The sequence below is a fragment of the Pseudomonas sp. M47T1 genome, from assembly GCF_000263855.1.
In the GTDB taxonomy this organism is placed as follows: domain Bacteria; phylum Pseudomonadota; class Gammaproteobacteria; order Pseudomonadales; family Pseudomonadaceae; genus Aquipseudomonas.
The window spans coordinates 278,708-294,996 of sequence record NZ_AJWX01000005.1; the positions used below are offsets into that span (position 1 = coordinate 278,708).

The window sequence follows — 16,289 nt, forward strand, 5'->3', positions numbered from 1 at the left end:
GCGTGCCGAGAGAATGGAATTAGCGAAGATTCCATTATAAAAGAACAAAATGTCAATATACAGGACAGACGCAACGCAACTTTCTTCACTCGCCCCTTTCGAATCCTGGAGACTGATCATTCAAGCCTTATCAGGAGACCTTCATGCCATCCGCCCCACTGATCACCCTCAACGACGGCGTACAAATTCCGCAACTGGGCCTCGGCGTCTGGCAACTGGATGACGCACAGGCCTACGAGTCGTCCAAGGCCGCCCTGGCCGCCGGTTACCGGCATATCGACACGGCAATGATCTACGGCAACGAAGCCGGGGTCGGCCGTGCGGTGGCCGAAAGCGATGTGCCTCGCGAGCAGATTTTCGTCACCACCAAACTGTGGAACGCCGACCAGGGCTTTGACCGCACCCTGCGCGCGTTCGACGCCAGCCTGGAGCGCCTGGGCCTGGAAACCCTGGACCTGTACCTGATTCACTGGGCTATTCCGAAGAAAGGTGCCTACCGCGACACCTGGAAGGCCTTCGTACGCCTGCACCAGGAAGGCCGGGTGCGCTCCATCGGCGTGTCCAACTTCAATGCCGAACACCTCGGCCACATCATCGACGACACCGGCGTGGTGCCGTCGGTCAACCAGATCGAAATTCACCCCGACTTCAACCAGGCCCCACTGAGCCAATGGTGCCGCGACCGCGGCATCGTCACCGAGTCCTGGAGCCCGCTGGGCCAGGGCGGCGAGTTGCTGAAGCTGCCGCTGTTCGCCGAGATCGCCCAGCGCCACGGCAAAACCCCTGCCCACGTGATCCTGCGCTGGCACCTGCAGAACGGCCACGTGGTAATCCCGCGCTCGTCCAATGCCCAGCGCATCGCGACCAACATCGACGTGTTCGACTTCGAGCTCAGCGACCAGGAACTTGAGGCCATTGCCCGGCTCACGCAGACCGGGCGCCTGGGGCCGGATCCGGAGACGATTGAAATGGGCTTGTAGCGGCCGTCAGGCAGCGTAGCAGGCTCCCCACATGAAACGTTTCCAGCAGGGGGTGGACGCACGATGCCTTGCTCGTTAAGGTCGGGCAGGCATCCCCATCCCTCCCAAGGAGCGCGCCACATGGACGTACCCTGCACCTCCATCGAAGAAGTACGCCAGCGCATCGATTCCATCGACCGCGAGGTTGTTGCCCTGCTGGCCAAACGTGGCGATCTGGTCACCCAGGCCGCCGCGTTCAAGAAGACCACCGCCGATGTGCGCGCGCCCAACCGGGTGGAACAGGTGATTGCCAAGGTGCGCGCCATGGCCAGCGAGACCGGCGCCTCGCCTGAGGTGGTGGAGCAGGTGTACCGCGCGATGATTGCCGCGTTCATCGATGAAGAACTCAAGACCCACGCGGCGTTGGCCGGTCAGGTGGAGATGGCCCGACCTTTGTAGGCACTGCCGAAGGCTGCGTCTTGCGATGCGGTGCGTCAAACACTACGTGGGGCTTGTCTCGCGGACTTGGCTGCTACAGGGTTTATTGCAGCCACCGCGCCGCCGCAACTGCTGTGTCCCGCGGCGAAATATTGAAGGAGGGGCCGCCCGGCGGGCACGCGAGGCCCGCCGCTGTGCTCCCAAGGCAGTTATTCCGAATCGATCAGGCTGTCCGTTTTCACACCATCATCGTCCTGATCAGACCCGGAACTTTCAGGTGGCGGATCCCAGTCCACCGGGCGCTCGCCATTGCCGTGCCCGGGCTCGGAACTGGTCTGTTCAAGGCCAGAATCATGGCCTTCGCCGGCGTCCGGCGTTTTATCATCCGGGCCCGGATAGGCTGCCTCGGGGCCATTGGTCGTGTTCACCATAACGATTCTCCCGTGTGGTGGTACAGAGTATCTGCACCTATAGGTGGGAAAGCGCTGGCAAGTCGCAAGTGCCCGCACGCCGACAAGCGGCCTCGCGGCAGCTCGCAGCCTCTGCCCCACGGCCGGCGAAACCTGGCGGCAGCGGCTACCCCGACCCGGGTGTAAGACCCCACCGGCCTGCCGTTGCCCGACGACGTCGCAGACAGCCACCCCAAGGTGGCTGAGCTGCCGGATCTGATGCAAGGGTCCGAGGCCAGCCCAAGGCATTCACCACGTTCGACGACCAGGGGCGTAGAAGCCCTCGCCTTATTACGACCGGCTGGTGGACGTGATGGAGGACCGGATGAAGTTCACCTTGCTGGTGCGCGACCGCTGACGACCTGCGCAAGCGGATATTCCATCGTCGGGTATTGCGCTTCAGGCCTGCGATGTGCCGTTAGGCGCTACACTACGGCAAGCCCCTCTGACACAAAGGAATTCCAGATGCTGAACGCCTCACACTGCCTGAAAGCAGCGCTCGCTGCCGCCACACTTTCGCTGTGCGCCTGCGCCACCCCACCCCCCAATCCCGGCCCGGACTATTCCGTGGTCAGGTTCAGCCACGACAACCCGGATGAGGTGCTGGGGGAAAAACTGGATGGCAAGAGCACGTCCGATGGCAGGACGTTCAAGATCAAGGCCGGCTCCCACGACCTGGTCGTCATCGTTCAGCGCCAGGACACCAACGGCAAGATGCAGTACTGCTTCACCACTCTCCACTATGCGCAGTTCAAGGATGACGAGGTGTACAACATTCATGAGGACCGGCTTGGCAGCAAGGTCTTCCTCCAGCTTCGTCGCCACACCGACGTGCTGGCCACCAACACCGGTGGCCTGAACTGCTCGCCGGGTAGCTGACATCCAACTGCTACCGTTTTACTGGACGGCGGCCAGTGCGTCGGCCACCACTTTCAGGTCCAGGTCGCCATCAGGCGTACTGACGGCCACCGAGCCTATGACTACGCCGTTGTGACGAATCGGCTCGCCGCCGGGCAGTGGCGTCAGGCCCGGCACAGCCACGGTCACCAGCTTGTTCTGGTTGAGCATCTTGTAGAACGTGTTGGTGGTTTCCTGGAAGCGCGCCGCGGTTCTCACTTTGGCTTCGGCCGACTCCAGGCAATCAGGCGCCGAGCCTTCCTGGCGCTGCATGAACAGCAACTGCCCATCTGCGTCGGCCACGGCGATACAACCCTTGGTGTGGTTCTGCTCCATGGACTTTTTCGCCGCGTCGACGATCTTCTGTACGTCGCTGTCTTGCAGTACCGACACGGTGGTGATGGCGCTGGCTTGAGAGGCGAAACCACACAGCAGGACAGCGGCGGCCATCACGGCTGCGCCAGGGAAACGGGCTTTTTGAAACAGTGCTTTCATGATTTTCTCCTTGAATAGTCAACGCCGCCGGATGATAGGTAAGTCTGGATGTGCAGCAATTGAATAATTGACGGGTTTACGTCATTCAATTCCGGCTGCGGTGCTGCGTTCACCGATGCCGTTCATCGCGCAATGCCGCTCTTTTTTAAAATTCTTCCGCGCCCGCGCCAGTCACAATTCATGAGTCGCTGGAACAAACACCAGCGTTTTATCCCTCTGTGATGAGGCTTCCACTATGAACAAGAAATTGAGTTGTGCGTTTGCGATGGCCGGGCTGACCTGCGTGCTGTCGATGCCGTTGATGGCTGCAACCGCCGCTGGCGGCACCGGGGGTGCCGGCGGTTCCACTGGCGGCAGCATGGGCGGCGCGGGAACGTCGTCGCAAGGCAGCTCCATGGACTCTTCAGGCGCCACCGGCACCAACGGTGCCAACACCAAGGGCACGGCGCTGCCGGGATCGGGCGGCGAAGCCGGTAGCGGCGGCAATTCAAGCCCGGGCAATCAAACTCGCTCCGGTGCAGGCTCCAGTTCCGATGGTTCGTCCACACCCAGTGGCGCCGGCACCGGCGCAAGCTCTGGCAGCGGTTCATAGCCGCCACCCTGACGCTGGCCGCGCCGCGCACCCTATAGCCGCCGTAATGCCGCGCGCGGCTATTTCACAAACCGGGTTTCCTTGGAAGGCCGGTAGCCAAAGTAGCCGCTGTAACAGCGACTGAAATGGCTGGGCGAGACGAAGCCGCACGCCACCAGCACTTCCACCATGGACAACTCGGTGTGCTGAAGCAGGCGCCGCGCCTCGATGATGCGCAGTTCCATGTAATAGCGTTGGGCGGTAGTGCCCAACTGTTCCTTGAACAGACGCTCGATGTGCCGGCGCGAGCGCTTGGCGTACGCAGCCAGCTGGGCGAATTCCAGCGGCTCTTCCAGGTTGGCGTCCATCAGGTCGATGACCTCGCGCAACGCCGGGCTCACCGAGACATTTTTCGACGGGTTGAGGCGCCGATACCGCGACTCGCCAAAGGCCAGAATGTCTTCGATACCTTCGATCAGCGCCTTGTCATACAGCACCTTGATCCATTCCAGCATCATCTGGAAAGCACCCGTGGGGCTCGACGCGGTTAAGCGGTCGCGGTCCAGCACGTAGGCTTCGCTGGTGACGTGGGCGCCCTTCGCGATTTCCGCCAGCGCCGGGCGGTGTTCGGGGTGGATCACGCAGCGGTAGCCGTTCATCACCCCGGCGCGGCCCAGGAACCAGGCGCCGTTCCACAGCCCCGCCAGAGCAATGCCACGCTGGGCCGCGGTGTTGATGAGGTCGTTGAGCGCAGGGCTGGCCTTGAGTTCGGTTCGGTGGCCGCCGCAGATCACCAACAGGTCGAGGCCATCGATCACCGCCGGGGTCAACGCCACGTCGGGGCGAATCACCAGGCCCAGGTCGCTGATCACCTCACCGGCCTCAAGGCCGATGGTGGTCGTTTCAAACAGCCTGGGCCTGAGCAGGTTGGCAGTCACCAAAGTGTCCAGCGCCTGGGTGAAGGCCGGCAGGGAAAAATGCGCCAGCAAGACAAAACCCACCCGTGCCTGTTGCGGGCGCAGTAGGGTTGGCTGGGCGGTGCGGCCCGGGGCACTGGCCTGGTGAAAACCGCCAAGGGTGGTGCGTGGGATCAAGGGCATGCCTCATGCATCAAGCCGGAAAAAACCGTGCGCCGTGGGGAGCGCCGTCGTCGGCGCAAATCGTAGCCTTGTCGGCCGCCACAGGGAAGGCGCTCGCGTGATCGGCCCTCAGGCCTCAGTCACTGGCCGGCCGCCGGCCAATGGTAAAACTCCATCCCCAGCGCACTGCGGTTCTTGAACCCGGCCCAGTAGGTGTGGCCCGGCAGCGGCTTGCCCTGGGCGTCCATGGCCCACTTGCCGTCGCGCGACTGGGGTATCAGGGTCAGGTAGGCCTGGCGGTCCTGGCCCTTGAGTTGCTGATCCAGAAACGCGGTGACAAAGTGTTGGTTGAGGTTGTTCAGGCGACTGCTGTCCCAGGCCGGTTCGCTGTAGGCGCTGAAGTCGTCGGCATTGGCGCTGGCGGCCGGCGGTGGCGGGTTGGGTGCCACGTTATGGCGGGCGTTCTGATACACCAGCAAATAGCGGTCGGCGTTCACCGCACCTTCCGCCAGTCGGCGCACGCCATCGCTGTAACCGGCCACATCGTCCTGGTCGCCCACCACGAACAGGGTGGGCAAGCTCAGGCCAGCCAGGCCCTGGGCGTCGAAGAAGCCTTGGCGGCCGCCCCACGGCGCGAAGGCGACCAGTGCCTTGATGCGCGGGTCATGCAAGCGTGCGTAGGCGGCAGTGCCAGCCTGCAGGCGCTGCAAGGCACCACCCGGCACAACGTCCACGGCCGTCTGGCTCAGCCCGGCGCCGCCCACCAGCAACGCCCCGTACCCGCCCATGGAATAGCCGATCAGTGCGCTGTGGTCCACGTCCACCTTGCCGGCCAGCCAGTGCCCGCTACCCGGGCGGGCCCAGGCGGCGATCTGGTCCAGCACGAACAGGTCATCCAGCGGGCGGTTGAGCAAGGTGCTGGCAAAGCCGGCCTTGTCGGCGCGGGTCGAGTCGGTGTGGTCGATGGCCACCACCACGTAGCCGCGCGAGGCCAGGTGCTCGGTGAGGTAGCTCATTTGCAGGCGCGAGCCGGGGTAACCGTGGGACAGGATCACCAGCGGGTAGTTGCCCTGGGCGGTTGGCGCTGCGTCGCGCACGGCGCGGCCCGCGAACTGGAACGGCGTGTTAGGGCGCTTGGGGTCGTGGGCGCCGGCGCCGAGTACATCGGTATAGGCAGTGCCGGGGAGTTGGCCAGGCTTGAGGCTGGCCGGGTACCACAGCTCTACTCGCAGGGGCCGATCGTGGTGCTGGCCGGGCGGCGTCGCAAGGATGTCTATCTGGTCGTGATGCACCAGTTGCTCACTGCGCACGCCCACGCTGAACGCCCCGGGGGCGGCAAGATCGGGAGCATCGGTGCGTGGGTCACCGTAGAAGGCAAAGGCGCTGCAGGGAATCAACAGGGAACACAGGCAAAGCAGGTGCTTGACGCTCATTACGGGGCGGCTCTCGGCAATTGGTAGCGCTAACATCGCATGGCACCTCCCTGTCGTCCAATGACGAAAACAGCGTGCGGGTCTGCATTTCGGCATAAGCGCCGGCGTGCAGCAGCGCTGTCTGCGTGGGGGCTGGAGATACCTGGGTACAGCTCCGGTCAGCGCAGCCAGACGGCAGCAACTGCACGGCTGCGCGTCGGCTGCCGAAGGCTGTTCTAGACGTCTTGGGCGGCGTTTCGCTATCATTGGTGGTTTTGCCTTGACCCGTGGAGCCCACCCCCTCTCATGACCATCCAGCAAACACCGGGGCATGTGCTTCCCGCCCGCGACGCCGCCAAAATGGAAGCCGCCATGGCCGTTGGCAGTTTCGCCATCGGCACCGGCGAATTCGCGATCATGGGCCTGATGCCTGACATCGCCACCAACCTGCACCTCACCGAGCCGCAAGTGGGCCACGCCATCAGTGCCTACGCCCTGGGCGTGGTGGTGGGTGCGCCGCTGCTGGCCATCCTCGGTGCGAAGCTGCTGCGCAAACACCTGCTGATGTTGCTGATGGCACTGTACGCCGTGGGTAACCTGGCCACTGCGTTTACCCCCAGCTTCGCCAGCCTGGTGGCGTTTCGCTTCATCAGCGGCCTTCCCCACGGCGCCTTTTTCGGCATTGCCGCAGTGGTGGCCGCCAGCATGGTACCCGCCAACCAGCGCGCCGGCGCCGTGGCGCGGGTGATGATGGGGCTGACCCTGGCCATGCTGCTGGGCAACCCCATCGCCACCTTCCTGGGCCAGTTGTTCGGCTGGCGTTCGGCGTTTGCGCTGGTGGGGGCCATTGCCCTGTGCACCATCGCCCTGGTGTGGCGCTTCGTGCCCGACCGCCGCGACGAGCCGCGCAGCGATCCGCGCAAGGAATTGCGCGCCTTCAAGCAGCCGCAAATCTGGATGGCCCTGGCCATCGGCGCCGTCGGTTTTGCCGGGATGTTCTGTGTGTTCAGCTATCTGGCGCCGACCATGCTGGAGGTGACTCGTGTCACGCCCCAATGGATTCCGTTCGGCCTGGCGGCGTTCGGGGTAGGTGGCATCATCGGTAACATCGCCGGCGGCAAGCTGTTCGACCGGCTGCAGTTCCGCGCCGTGGGCTTGCTGCTGGTGTGGTCGATGGCGGTGTTGCTGTTCTTCCCCTTCGCGGCAGGTTCGCTGTGGGGCGTGTTGCTGGGTATCGGCCTGGTCGGCACCATGATCGCGCTGGCCGCCCCGGTGCAAATCCGCCTGATGGACATTGCCCATGAAGCGCCGAGCCTTGCGGCGGCCTCCAACCATGCCGCCTTCAACCTCGCCAACGCACTGGGCCCCTGGCTCGGCGGCATGGCGATCAGCGCGGGGTTTGGCTGGACCAGCACCGGCTACATCGGCGCGGTGACGGCGCTGGCCGGCTTGGGCATCTACGCCCTGGCGCGGCGCATGAAGGGCGGCGATTAATGCCCCGACCTGTGGCAGCTGCCGCCAGGCGCGTCGTGCGACGCGCTGTGTCAGGCCCTGCTCGGCGCCTATGACGCGGCCTGAGGCCGCTACATGGCTGCTGTCGCCATCGCGCGCTCGACCCCAAGCGCGCGAATGAACCACCCGCCTACGCTTTTTTCTCCACGTTGACCATCCATGGCACCCCGAAGCGGTCGGTGAGCATGCCGAACCCTTGCGCCCAGAAGGTTTCGCCCCAGGGCATGCGCACGGTACCACCTTCGCTCAGGCCATCGAACCAGGCCTTGCCCTGGCCCAGGTCATCGGTGGCGATGGACAGCGCATAGCCCGCATGAGGTGTCTGATCGGGGCTGGGGTCGTCGCTCATCATCAACGAAGTGGCACCGATCAGCAGGTTGGCATGCATGATGCCGTCCGGTGGCGCCGAGGGGCATTGCGTGCCCGCTGACGGCTCGGGCCCTTCACCGTAGGTCATCTTGAACTGCACCGTGGCACCCAGCACGGCGCAGTAGAAATCCATCGCCTGCTTGCAGGTGCCGGGTAGAAAGATATAGGGCTGCACGATCATCACATGGCTCCCGGAGCGTGGCGGCACGACATGGCCACCTTACCTAAGAGTTTAGGTGGTACACGCCGTGTGGATGGGCGAGAGGACGCGCGGCAGAGGGCAAGCATGATCGCCGGTGATTTATCGACAGGATACCTTTGCGACCACCCAGCTCAGCCGCGTGATTGATTGTGTGCTGAGCGCGTTTTGGGGCTGCGGCGAGGGCTGGCTGATGCGGGCGCTGGCCCCCGGGTTGCTGTGGCGGGCGACTAACAGGATGGTTGGCGCGAAAAGACTTTCGCCGGCTTTCGGCTGGCCAGCCCGCAGGCATCGCAGCACCCGCAAAGCAGCCAGCCGCAACCGTTGCTATGGGTGGCCGAGGCGCGCCGTTGAACCGGCGCCAACGGTAATATGCGTCAGCCCTACCAACGCTGCCTGCTCAAGAATCTGTGCCGGGGTGGCTTCTGCCGTGGGCATGGCCAGGCTGTTTTCGCCGTCGCCGAAATGCAGTTGCAGCAGGTGCATCGCCGCCTCGTGCACCGGCAAACCCACGCGTTCAAGGTCGAACTCGTGAGTGCGGGCCTCGCCGTTGAACAGATAGTCGATTCGGTAGGTGTACATGGAAGTCCTCGTGGTGAGAGCAGAGTATGGATAACTTGACCGGCAAGTCAGCATTTAGTTCGAAAGCCCTTAGCCGTATCAGGCGCTCCCCGGCGTCAGTGACGCGATCGTCACCCCTTCAACGCGTCGTAGGCCTCCAGCGCATGCAAGGAGTAGATGTACGCCGCCCCTGCGTTCAGTGAGATGGCCGTGGCCAGCGCGGCGGCCACCTCCTCGCGTGTGGCGCCTGCGGCGATGGCCGCTGCCGAATGGCTGGTGATACAGCCGTCGCAGCGCGTGGTGATCGCTACCGCCAGGGAGATCAGCTCGCGGGTCTTGGCATCGAGCACGTTGTTTTCCGCGGCAGCTTCGCCAAGCGCCATGTAGGCCTTGACCATTTTCGGGTTGGTACTGGACAACGCGCCAAAGGATTTTTTGACCGTGGCAAGCAGGTCTGGCCAATTGCTGAACATGATGGTATCTCCTGAGTGCGGCGCCGGAAATGCGCCGGGTACAGGTTCAGTCTCTGCCTGCTGGCGTGTTTGATCTTGCTCGTTCAGCCCACTTTTTTGTCCGAACGTCTCACATGAATGCGATCGACACCCTTATTACCCTGGCCGACGTGCGCGGGAGCCTGGACCTGCGCTACCAGTTCCAGGGCGACTGGGCGCTGGACCATGCCCAGGCCGCCCGCGGCCGTGCGCCCTATCACATCGTGCTGGCCGGCACTTGCCGGGTTGAGCTGCCGGGTGGCGCCAGCCTGGAACTGGCGGCGGGCGACATTCTGGTGCTGCCGGGCGGCGCCCGTCATGTGCTGGCGAGCAACGGACGCCGCGTAGCGGCCAGCAGCCCACGACGCATCGAGGGCGGCCTGCTGCCCCTGCAGCGATTCGGCGACGGTGATGGCCTGGACCTGCTGTGCGGACAATTCGTGTACCAGACCGATTCCATGCTGTTCGCCACTCTGCCTGACCATCTGCTGATCTCGGGCAGCCACCTGAGCGGCAGTGACCCCCTGCCCTCCCTGGTGTCACTGTTGCGCAGCGAGGCGGACCTCAACCAGGCCGGTGCGCAGTTCGTGGTCAACGCGCTCACCTCGGCGCTGTTTGCCTGGGTGATTCGCGCCTACCTGCAACAATCCCCCAGGACCGAAGGCACCTTGGCCCTGCTGGCCGACAAGCGCCTGAGCCGCGCCTGGCAGGCGATACTGAAGGAACCGGCCCATGACTGGACCATCGAAGCATTGGCGTCCCTGGCCAACATGTCACGCGCCGCGTTCCTGCGCAGTTTCAGCAAGCTCAGTGGCCGCTCACCGGGAACACTCCTCACCCAGGTGCGCATGGAGATCGCCTGCGGTCTGCTTAGCCATTCCAATGATGGCCTGAGTGATATCGCTGCCCACGTGGGCTACCAGTCCCAGGCAGCGTTCACCAAGGTGTTCAAGAAGACCTATGGCAAAGCGCCGGGGCAGTTTCGACGTGGGCAGGGCATCCAGGCTTAGGCTCTGTATGAAATGCATCCCCGGCCGTTCCTCGCCTGTTTTCACCTTGCCTGAGCTTCGCTGGAAGAGCGGCCCGTTCTCTAAACGTACGCTTAGGAAATTTCCTACATTATTGCCTAGGACCCTCCGCTACCGTCCTGAACTTGCGCCGTTCGTTCAAGCGCCACGGGCAGCCCATACCTGACCCTGTGCCCCTCATCAGTTCTTGCGGAGTACCTCCATGCGCACACTGTTTTCCTGGCTTTACGCCCCCCTGTTTTTCCTCGGTTTCCTCGCCGCCGGTGTCTGGCTGGTGAGTGATGGCTGGCCACTGCCCACGCTGCTGGCGCTGCTGGCCGTGGCGGTGCTGGTGGCCACCGTGGCCGAACGCTGTTTACCGTACCGCACACAGTGGAACGCCAGCCACAAGGATGAACCCCGCGACCTGCTGCATGCGCTGGTCAATGAGGGCATCAATGGCTTGGGGGTGATCACTATTCCCGTGCTGGCCTGGCTGCTGCCCAGCCCCGGGCTGTGGCCAAGCCATTGGCCGCTGTGGCTGCAACTGGCGGTGGCGCTGCCCATCGCCGACCTGGGCATTACTTTGGTGCACTTCGCCAGCCATCGCTCGCCGCTGCTGTGGCGCCTGCACAGTGTGCACCACAGTGTGCAACGCATGTATGGTTTCAACGGCCTGATGAAACACCCGTTGCACCAGACGCTGGAGGCGCTGGGCGGTGTATTGCCGCTGTTGCTGCTGGGCCTGCCGCCGGCCTTGGCGGCGTTGCTGGGGTTTGCCGTGGGCATTCAATTGCTGTTGCAGCACAGCAACGTTGACATGCGCATCGGCGTGCTACGCCACGTGTTCGCCTGGGCACCGGTGCACCGCCTGCATCACCTGAAATATGGCCAGGTAGGCGACGTCAATTTTGGCCTGTTCTTCAGCTTCTGGGATCGTTTGATGGGCACGGCGCTTTACCTGCCGGACTACCGTTTGGGCGATGACGTGGGCATCGGCGACCGCCCGGACTATCCGGTGGGCTACGTTGCCCAGTGCCTTGAGCCGTTTCGGGCGCAGAACAAACACGCGCCTGCCGAGGTGCCCGAGGCGTTGAGCGCGGCATTGCAGAGCCCGCGCACGCCTTGACGCGAAGTTGGAATTCCCCACCGCCGGTGTAGCCGCCGCCTGGCGGCAGCGACCACAAGGACCGGACAGATAGCGCGGCGTAAGCCGCGGCTATTTGGGGCTGCGCTTCAGAAACGGTCCAGGTTCATGACTTTATCCCACGCCGCCACAAAGTCGGTGACGAACTTCTGCTGGGCGTCGGCACTGCCATAGACCTCGGAAAACGCACGCAGCTGCGCATGCGAACCGAATACCAGGTCCACGCGGGTACCGGTCCACTTCACGGCACCGGTCTTGCGGTCACGGGCCTGGAACGTGTCGTTGTCGGCCGACTGCGGCCGCCACTCCACCCCCATGTCCAGCAGGTTGACGAAGAAGTCGTTGGTCAAGGTCCCCGGCCGCTGGGTAAACACGCCATGCTGGCTCTCGCCCACGTTGGCACCCAACACGCGTAAGCCCCCCACCAGCACGGTCAGTTGCGGGCCGGTGAGGGTCAACAGTTGCGCCTTGTCGATCAACAGCGCCTCGGCCGATACGGTGTATTTGCGTTGCTGGTAGTTACGGAAGCCATCGCTCAGCGGCTCCAGGAAGCCAAACGATTCCACATCGGTCTGGGCCTGGGAAGCATCGACACGGCCCGGCGTGAACGGCACGGTCACGCTATGCCCGGCGTTCTTCGCCGCCTGCTCCACCCCCGCCGCTCCGGCCAGCACAATCAGGTCGGCCAGGGAAATTTTCTTGCCGCCTGCCTGCGCGCTGTTGAAGTCACGCTGGATGCCTTCCAGGGTGCTCAACACCTTGGCCAACTGTGGCGGCTGGTTGGCTTCCCAGTCTTTCTGCGGAGCCAGGCGCAGACGGCCGCCGTTGGCGCCGCCGCGCTTGTCCGAACCGCGGAAGGTGGACGCCGCCGCCCAGGCGGTGGATACCAGTTGCGGCACGGTGAGGCCTGCGGCCAGCACCTTGGCCTTGAGCGCGACCACGTCGTTATCGTCCACTAGGGTATGGTCCAGCGCTGGCAGCGGGTCTTGCCACAGCAGTTCTTCAGTGGGGGTTTCCGGGCCCAGGTAACGCGCCAATGGCCCCATGTCGCGGTGGGTCAGTTTGAACCAGGCGCGGGCAAAGGCGTCGCTCAGTTGCTCGGGGTTGGCCAGGAAGCGCCGGGCGATGGGCTCGTAGATCGGGTCGAAGCGCAACGCCAGGTCGGAGGTGAGCATGGTCGGCGCACGGCGTTTGCTCGGGTCATGGGCATCAGGAATCTTGCCGGCACCGGCGCCGTTTTTTGGTATCCACTGGTGCGCGCCGGCGGGGCTCTTGGTCAGTTCCCAGTCGAAACCGAACAGGTTTTCCAGGTACTCGTTGCTCCACTTCGTGGGGGTGGAGGTCCAGGTCACTTCCAGACCGCTGGTGATGGCGTCGCCGCCCTTGCCGCTGCCAAAGCTGTTGCGCCAGCCAAAGCCCTGCTCTTCCAGGCCGGCGGCTTCGGGCTCGGGGCCGACATTGTCAGCGGGGCCGGCGCCGTGGGTCTTGCCAAAGGCGTGGCCACCGGCGATCAGCGCCACGGTTTCTTCGTCGTTCATGGCCATGCGGCCAAAGGTTTCGCGGATGTCCGAGCCAGACTTGACCGGGTCGGGGTTGCCATCCGGGCCTTCGGGGTTGACGTAAATCAGGCCCATCTGCACGGCCGCCAATGGGTTTTCCAGGTGGCGCCCGGCGTCGGTGCGGCTGGACTCGCTGCCATGCAGGTCGGGTTCGGCCACCAGCGTGCCGTCACCCGGCGGCTGGGCCTTCTGCCCTTCGTTGCCATAACGCACGTCACCGCCCAGCCAGGTTTTTTCATTGCCCCAGTAAACGTCTTCGTCCGGTTCCCAGACGTCGGCGCGGCCACCGGAATAACCGAAGGTCTTGAAGCCCATGGACTCCAGCGCGACGTTGCCGGTGAGCACGATCAGGTCGGCCCAGGAAATGTGGCGCCCGTACTTCTGCTTGACCGGCCAGATCAAGCGCCGAGCCTTGTCCAGGCTGACGTTGTCAGGCCAACTGTTGAGTGGTGCAAAACGTTGCTGCCCTGCCCCCGCGCCGCCGCGCCCGTCACCGGTACGGTAGGTGCCGGCGCTGTGCCAGGCCATGCGGATGAACAGCGGCCCGTAGTGGCCGAAGTCAGCTGGCCACCAGTCCTGGGAGTTAGTCATTACCGCCAGCAAGTCTTGCTTCACGGCGGCAAAGTCGAGGCTCTTGAAGGCCTTGGCGTAGTCGAAGTCGTCGCCCATGGGGTCGGACAGCGACGAATGCTGGTGCAGAATCTTCAAGTTGAGTTGGTTGGGCCACCAGTCACGGTTGGTGGTGCCGCTGCCAGCGGCGTGGTTGAACGGGCATTTGGATTCGGTTGCCATGATTGATCTACCTTATCGTCGTGGGCATGCAACGGCCCCGGCCCGGGTGGGCAGAGGCAGGAGGTGCAAATTCATTGACATAGGGTGCTGGCCAGCGGCAGGGTCACCAGGTCAGGGCGGTCTGCCGACGAAAGCCAGGCGTAGCAATCAGGTTGCCCGCACGGTGTGGGCTGGCAGGCTGGGCAAGCGTCTGGCTCATTTTTATCTCCTTATCAGGTTCCCCCTACCGGCATGCGATGGGAGTAGAGACAGCCTAGACGCGAGTTGGGCATAGGGCTAATAGGCGCAGTATTGGGTGCTGATAGACAAACACTCTTGAGCGCGCCATGGGCTCAGGCCGACACCGGGTGGAACAGGTAGTTGAGCGGTTCGCCCTCGTCGAATGCCAACGGCAAACCGCTCAGGCGCTCACGCAGTGCCGTATCGACCACCCGCACCTGCCAGTCGCCGCCCAGGCGTGGCGACGCACTCGCGGGCAGTCGTTCAATGGCCTGCAGCAAGGCGTCGCGCAGCGGGAAATAGATCGCCAGGCCATTACCTTTCCAGGCGGCCGTGGTCAGGCCCAGGTCCTGGCACAGGGCAATCTTGCGCGCTGCGTCCGCCCGGTCGGCCTGGCGCGAGCGCTCGATGTTGGCCAGCACCTCACGCTCCTCGGCGCGGTCCGTGGCCAGGGTGGCGGGCGCGGCCCAGGACTCGGGCGGGCATTCCTTGTCGCTGATGCGCAAGGCAATGAAAGGGTTGATCTCCATCGGATAAATGCGGCACACCAGCGGACGCTCGGCGTAGATGCCACACCGGTCGTCACCGCCCAGGTTGGGGCAGCGTGGAATAGCCTGGCCGGCCAGGATGGCCGTGACCTGCAACGTCTGCTCGCCACAGCGCACGGGCGCCGAGCGCTGCACGTTGTAGGCATAGGCTTGCGGGGCTTGCGGCCAAGTGGACACCTCGAACGCTTCCAACAGCACCGCCACCTCATGGCCGCGCTTTAGCCATTGCTGCGCCTCGGCCAGGGTCAGGGGGATGAAGCGGCCCTTGCAGCAGGCGCCGCAGCCCACGCAGTGAAACGGCGGCGTTGGCGAGGGGGATGAGGCGAATTGTGTCGATAAACTCATACAGGCGGCGCTTATCCGAGATATATGTATCGCGGATAATACAATCAGTTACGGGCATGAGTTGATGAAACAATCTGAAGGTGCTTATGCCGGGTTTCGCGCCTTGAGCCATAGGCCAAACGTTTTCATCACCTCCACCACCGGTTTCAGCCGCTCGCCATCGGCGGTCAAGCGGTATTCAACCTTCACTGGCACCTCGGCATACACCGTGCGCAACACCAGGCCCGCCTCCTCCAGCGCACGCAGGTCCAGGGTCAGCATGCGTTGGGAAATGCCCGGCACATCACGACGCAATTGGTTAAAGCGCTTGGGTCCGTCTATCAGGTACGACACCAGCAACAGCCGCCAACGCCCACCCAGCAATGACATGGCCTCTTCCACCGAGCAACCCGAGACATTCTTTTTCATATCGCCAGCCAGGTATATTTTTTGTACCTATACCACAAACTGATGCCTTCTTCCCCTTTTATACCGGTTCCGTCACCCTAGGCTCAACCCCATCAGCAAGGACTCACTATGAAGCTGTACTACATTCCCGCCAGCTGTTCATTGGCAGCGCACATTGTCATTCGCGAACTGGGCCTGAACGTTGAGTTGGTCAAGGTTGATCACCGTACCCATCTCACCGCCCAGGGCCAGGATTTCTACGCCATCAATGAACTGGGCTACGCACCGGTGCTGGAACTGGCCGATGGCAGGCGCCTGCGCGAAGGCGTGGTGATTCTCCAGTACCTGGCAGACCAGGTGCCGGAGGCGGGCCTTGCGCCCTCCCCCCACAGCTTCGAGCGCTACCGTTTGCAAGAATGGCTGGCGTTTCTCGCCAGCGAGATTCACAAGGGCTTTATCCCCTTGCTGTACGCTGCGCAGGCCGGGGAGTACCTGCAAACGGTCAGGCCCAAGCTGCTGCAACGCTTTGCCTGGCTGGACCGCCAACTGGCGGAACGGCCGTTTGTGGCAGGCGAGCGGTTCAGTGTGGCCGATGCCTACCTGTTTGCGTTGGTGGGCTGGGGTTCGGCTCATTGGCTGACGTCCTATTACCATGCGGACATTGCGCTGGACGAGTTCGTGCGCCTGCGTTGCTGGTATGAAGCGGTTCGTGCGCGCCCGGCGGTGATTGGGGCGTTGCAGGCGGAGGGGTTGGGCTGCTCCCGGATGCATTCGTAGCGGCGCACGCCGCGTCACAGGCACCGCGGATTGCCTGACACACCCCGCGTAATAGCCCTTTGCTTGGCGGCCCGCG

Annotated in this window: 18 protein-coding genes and 1 pseudogene; 9 read left to right on the forward strand and 10 right to left on the reverse strand. The window is 63.7% G+C overall.

The window, feature by feature from the left end; genetic code table 11:
- Nucleotides 1–143 precede the first annotated feature (143 nt).
- Nucleotides 144–980, forward strand: a complete 837-nt coding sequence (locus tag PMM47T1_RS08760) for an aldo/keto reductase (RefSeq protein ID WP_008367744.1) — start codon at nt 144–146, stop codon at nt 978–980.
- A 120-nt stretch (nt 981–1,100) separates the two neighbouring features.
- On the forward strand, nt 1,101–1,418 hold the full coding sequence (locus PMM47T1_RS08765; protein WP_008367746.1) for a chorismate mutase: 318 nt from the start codon (nt 1,101–1,103) through the stop codon (nt 1,416–1,418).
- A 188-nt stretch (nt 1,419–1,606) separates the two neighbouring features.
- Here PMM47T1_RS08765 and PMM47T1_RS08770 read toward each other — a convergent pair whose 3' ends face one another.
- Nucleotides 1,607–1,828 (reverse strand): hypothetical protein, encoded by a 222-nt coding sequence (locus PMM47T1_RS08770; RefSeq protein ID WP_008367748.1) that lies wholly within the window; start codon nt 1,826–1,828, stop codon nt 1,607–1,609.
- 165 nt (nt 1,829–1,993) lie between these two features.
- Here PMM47T1_RS08770 and PMM47T1_RS30300 point away from each other — a divergent pair.
- Both PMM47T1_RS30300 and PMM47T1_RS08775 read left to right on the forward strand, forming a co-directional pair.
- Nucleotides 1,994–2,201 (forward strand): annotated as a pseudogene (locus PMM47T1_RS30300) (hypothetical protein); the annotation flags it as partial.
- Nucleotides 2,202–2,311: 110 nt separating this feature from the next.
- Nucleotides 2,312–2,725, forward strand: a complete 414-nt coding sequence (locus PMM47T1_RS08775) for a PA0061/PA0062 family lipoprotein (RefSeq protein ID WP_008367750.1) — start codon at nt 2,312–2,314, stop codon at nt 2,723–2,725.
- An 18-nt stretch (nt 2,726–2,743) separates the two neighbouring features.
- Here PMM47T1_RS08775 and PMM47T1_RS08780 read toward each other — a convergent pair whose 3' ends face one another.
- Complete coding sequence (locus tag PMM47T1_RS08780; protein WP_008367753.1) at nt 2,744–3,238, reverse strand: GlcG/HbpS family heme-binding protein; 495 nt, start codon at nt 3,236–3,238, stop codon at nt 2,744–2,746.
- A 235-nt stretch (nt 3,239–3,473) separates the two neighbouring features.
- On the opposite strand from PMM47T1_RS08780, the gene PMM47T1_RS08785 reads away from it, so the two are divergent.
- Nucleotides 3,474–3,830, forward strand: a complete 357-nt coding sequence (locus PMM47T1_RS08785) for a hypothetical protein (RefSeq protein WP_008367755.1) — start codon at nt 3,474–3,476, stop codon at nt 3,828–3,830.
- 59 nt (nt 3,831–3,889) lie between these two features.
- Here the strand turns inward: PMM47T1_RS08785 and PMM47T1_RS08790 are convergent, their stop codons facing one another.
- Both PMM47T1_RS08790 and PMM47T1_RS08795 read right to left on the reverse strand, forming a co-directional pair.
- A complete protein-coding gene (locus PMM47T1_RS08790) occupies nt 3,890–4,909 on the reverse strand; it encodes a GlxA family transcriptional regulator (protein ID WP_008367758.1) in 1,020 nt (339 codons plus the stop codon).
- 119 nt (nt 4,910–5,028) lie between these two features.
- On the reverse strand, nt 5,029–6,357 hold the full coding sequence (locus tag PMM47T1_RS08795; protein WP_202947817.1) for an alpha/beta hydrolase family protein: 1,329 nt from the start codon (nt 6,355–6,357) through the stop codon (nt 5,029–5,031).
- Nucleotides 6,358–6,606: 249 nt separating this feature from the next.
- Between PMM47T1_RS08795 and PMM47T1_RS08800 the strand changes: the two genes are divergently transcribed.
- Entirely contained in the window at nt 6,607–7,794 is a 1,188-nt protein-coding gene (locus PMM47T1_RS08800; RefSeq protein WP_008367761.1) for an MFS transporter, read from the forward strand.
- A gap of 148 nt (nt 7,795–7,942) precedes the next feature.
- On the opposite strand, the gene yjdN is transcribed toward PMM47T1_RS08800, so the two are convergent.
- The 3 genes from yjdN to PMM47T1_RS08815 all read right to left on the reverse strand — a co-directional run bounded on the left by yjdN (nt 7,943) and on the right by PMM47T1_RS08815 (nt 9,414).
- Nucleotides 7,943–8,362 carry a VOC family metalloprotein YjdN gene (gene yjdN / locus PMM47T1_RS08805; protein ID WP_008367763.1) on the reverse strand — a complete coding sequence of 140 codons (420 nt, stop codon included), beginning with the start codon at nt 8,360–8,362 and terminating at the stop codon, nt 7,943–7,945.
- A gap of 345 nt (nt 8,363–8,707) precedes the next feature.
- On the reverse strand, nt 8,708–8,962 hold the full coding sequence (locus tag PMM47T1_RS08810) for a hypothetical protein (RefSeq protein ID WP_008367764.1): 255 nt from the start codon (nt 8,960–8,962) through the stop codon (nt 8,708–8,710).
- Nucleotides 8,963–9,072: 110 nt separating this feature from the next.
- The gene (locus tag PMM47T1_RS08815) at nt 9,073–9,414 is read right to left on the reverse strand and encodes a carboxymuconolactone decarboxylase family protein (RefSeq protein ID WP_008367765.1); all 342 of its coding nucleotides are present in this window, start codon (nt 9,412–9,414) and stop codon (nt 9,073–9,075) included.
- A gap of 113 nt (nt 9,415–9,527) precedes the next feature.
- On the opposite strand from PMM47T1_RS08815, the gene PMM47T1_RS08820 reads away from it, so the two are divergent.
- Complete coding sequence (locus PMM47T1_RS08820; RefSeq protein WP_008367766.1) at nt 9,528–10,442, forward strand: AraC family transcriptional regulator; 915 nt, start codon at nt 9,528–9,530, stop codon at nt 10,440–10,442.
- Nucleotides 10,443–10,662: 220 nt separating this feature from the next.
- On the forward strand, nt 10,663–11,568 hold the full coding sequence (locus tag PMM47T1_RS08825) for a sterol desaturase family protein (protein WP_008367768.1): 906 nt from the start codon (nt 10,663–10,665) through the stop codon (nt 11,566–11,568).
- Nucleotides 11,569–11,675: 107 nt separating this feature from the next.
- On the opposite strand, the gene katG is transcribed toward PMM47T1_RS08825, so the two are convergent.
- The 3 genes from katG to PMM47T1_RS08840 all read right to left on the reverse strand — a co-directional run bounded on the left by katG (nt 11,676) and on the right by PMM47T1_RS08840 (nt 15,457).
- Nucleotides 11,676–13,937, reverse strand: coding sequence for a catalase/peroxidase HPI (katG, locus tag PMM47T1_RS08830; RefSeq protein ID WP_008367774.1), 2,262 nt, complete (start codon nt 13,935–13,937; stop codon nt 11,676–11,678).
- A 332-nt stretch (nt 13,938–14,269) separates the two neighbouring features.
- Nucleotides 14,270–15,049 carry a YkgJ family cysteine cluster protein gene (locus PMM47T1_RS08835; RefSeq protein ID WP_050990395.1) on the reverse strand — a complete coding sequence of 260 codons (780 nt, stop codon included), beginning with the start codon at nt 15,047–15,049 and terminating at the stop codon, nt 14,270–14,272.
- A gap of 84 nt (nt 15,050–15,133) precedes the next feature.
- Nucleotides 15,134–15,457: a winged helix-turn-helix transcriptional regulator gene (locus PMM47T1_RS08840; protein WP_008367780.1), complete on the reverse strand. Its 324-nt coding sequence runs from the start codon at nt 15,455–15,457 to the stop codon at nt 15,134–15,136.
- Nucleotides 15,458–15,565: 108 nt separating this feature from the next.
- Between PMM47T1_RS08840 and gstA the strand changes: the two genes are divergently transcribed.
- On the forward strand, nt 15,566–16,213 hold the full coding sequence (gene gstA, locus PMM47T1_RS08845; RefSeq protein WP_008367781.1) for a glutathione transferase GstA: 648 nt from the start codon (nt 15,566–15,568) through the stop codon (nt 16,211–16,213).
- Nucleotides 16,214–16,289 lie beyond the last annotated feature (76 nt).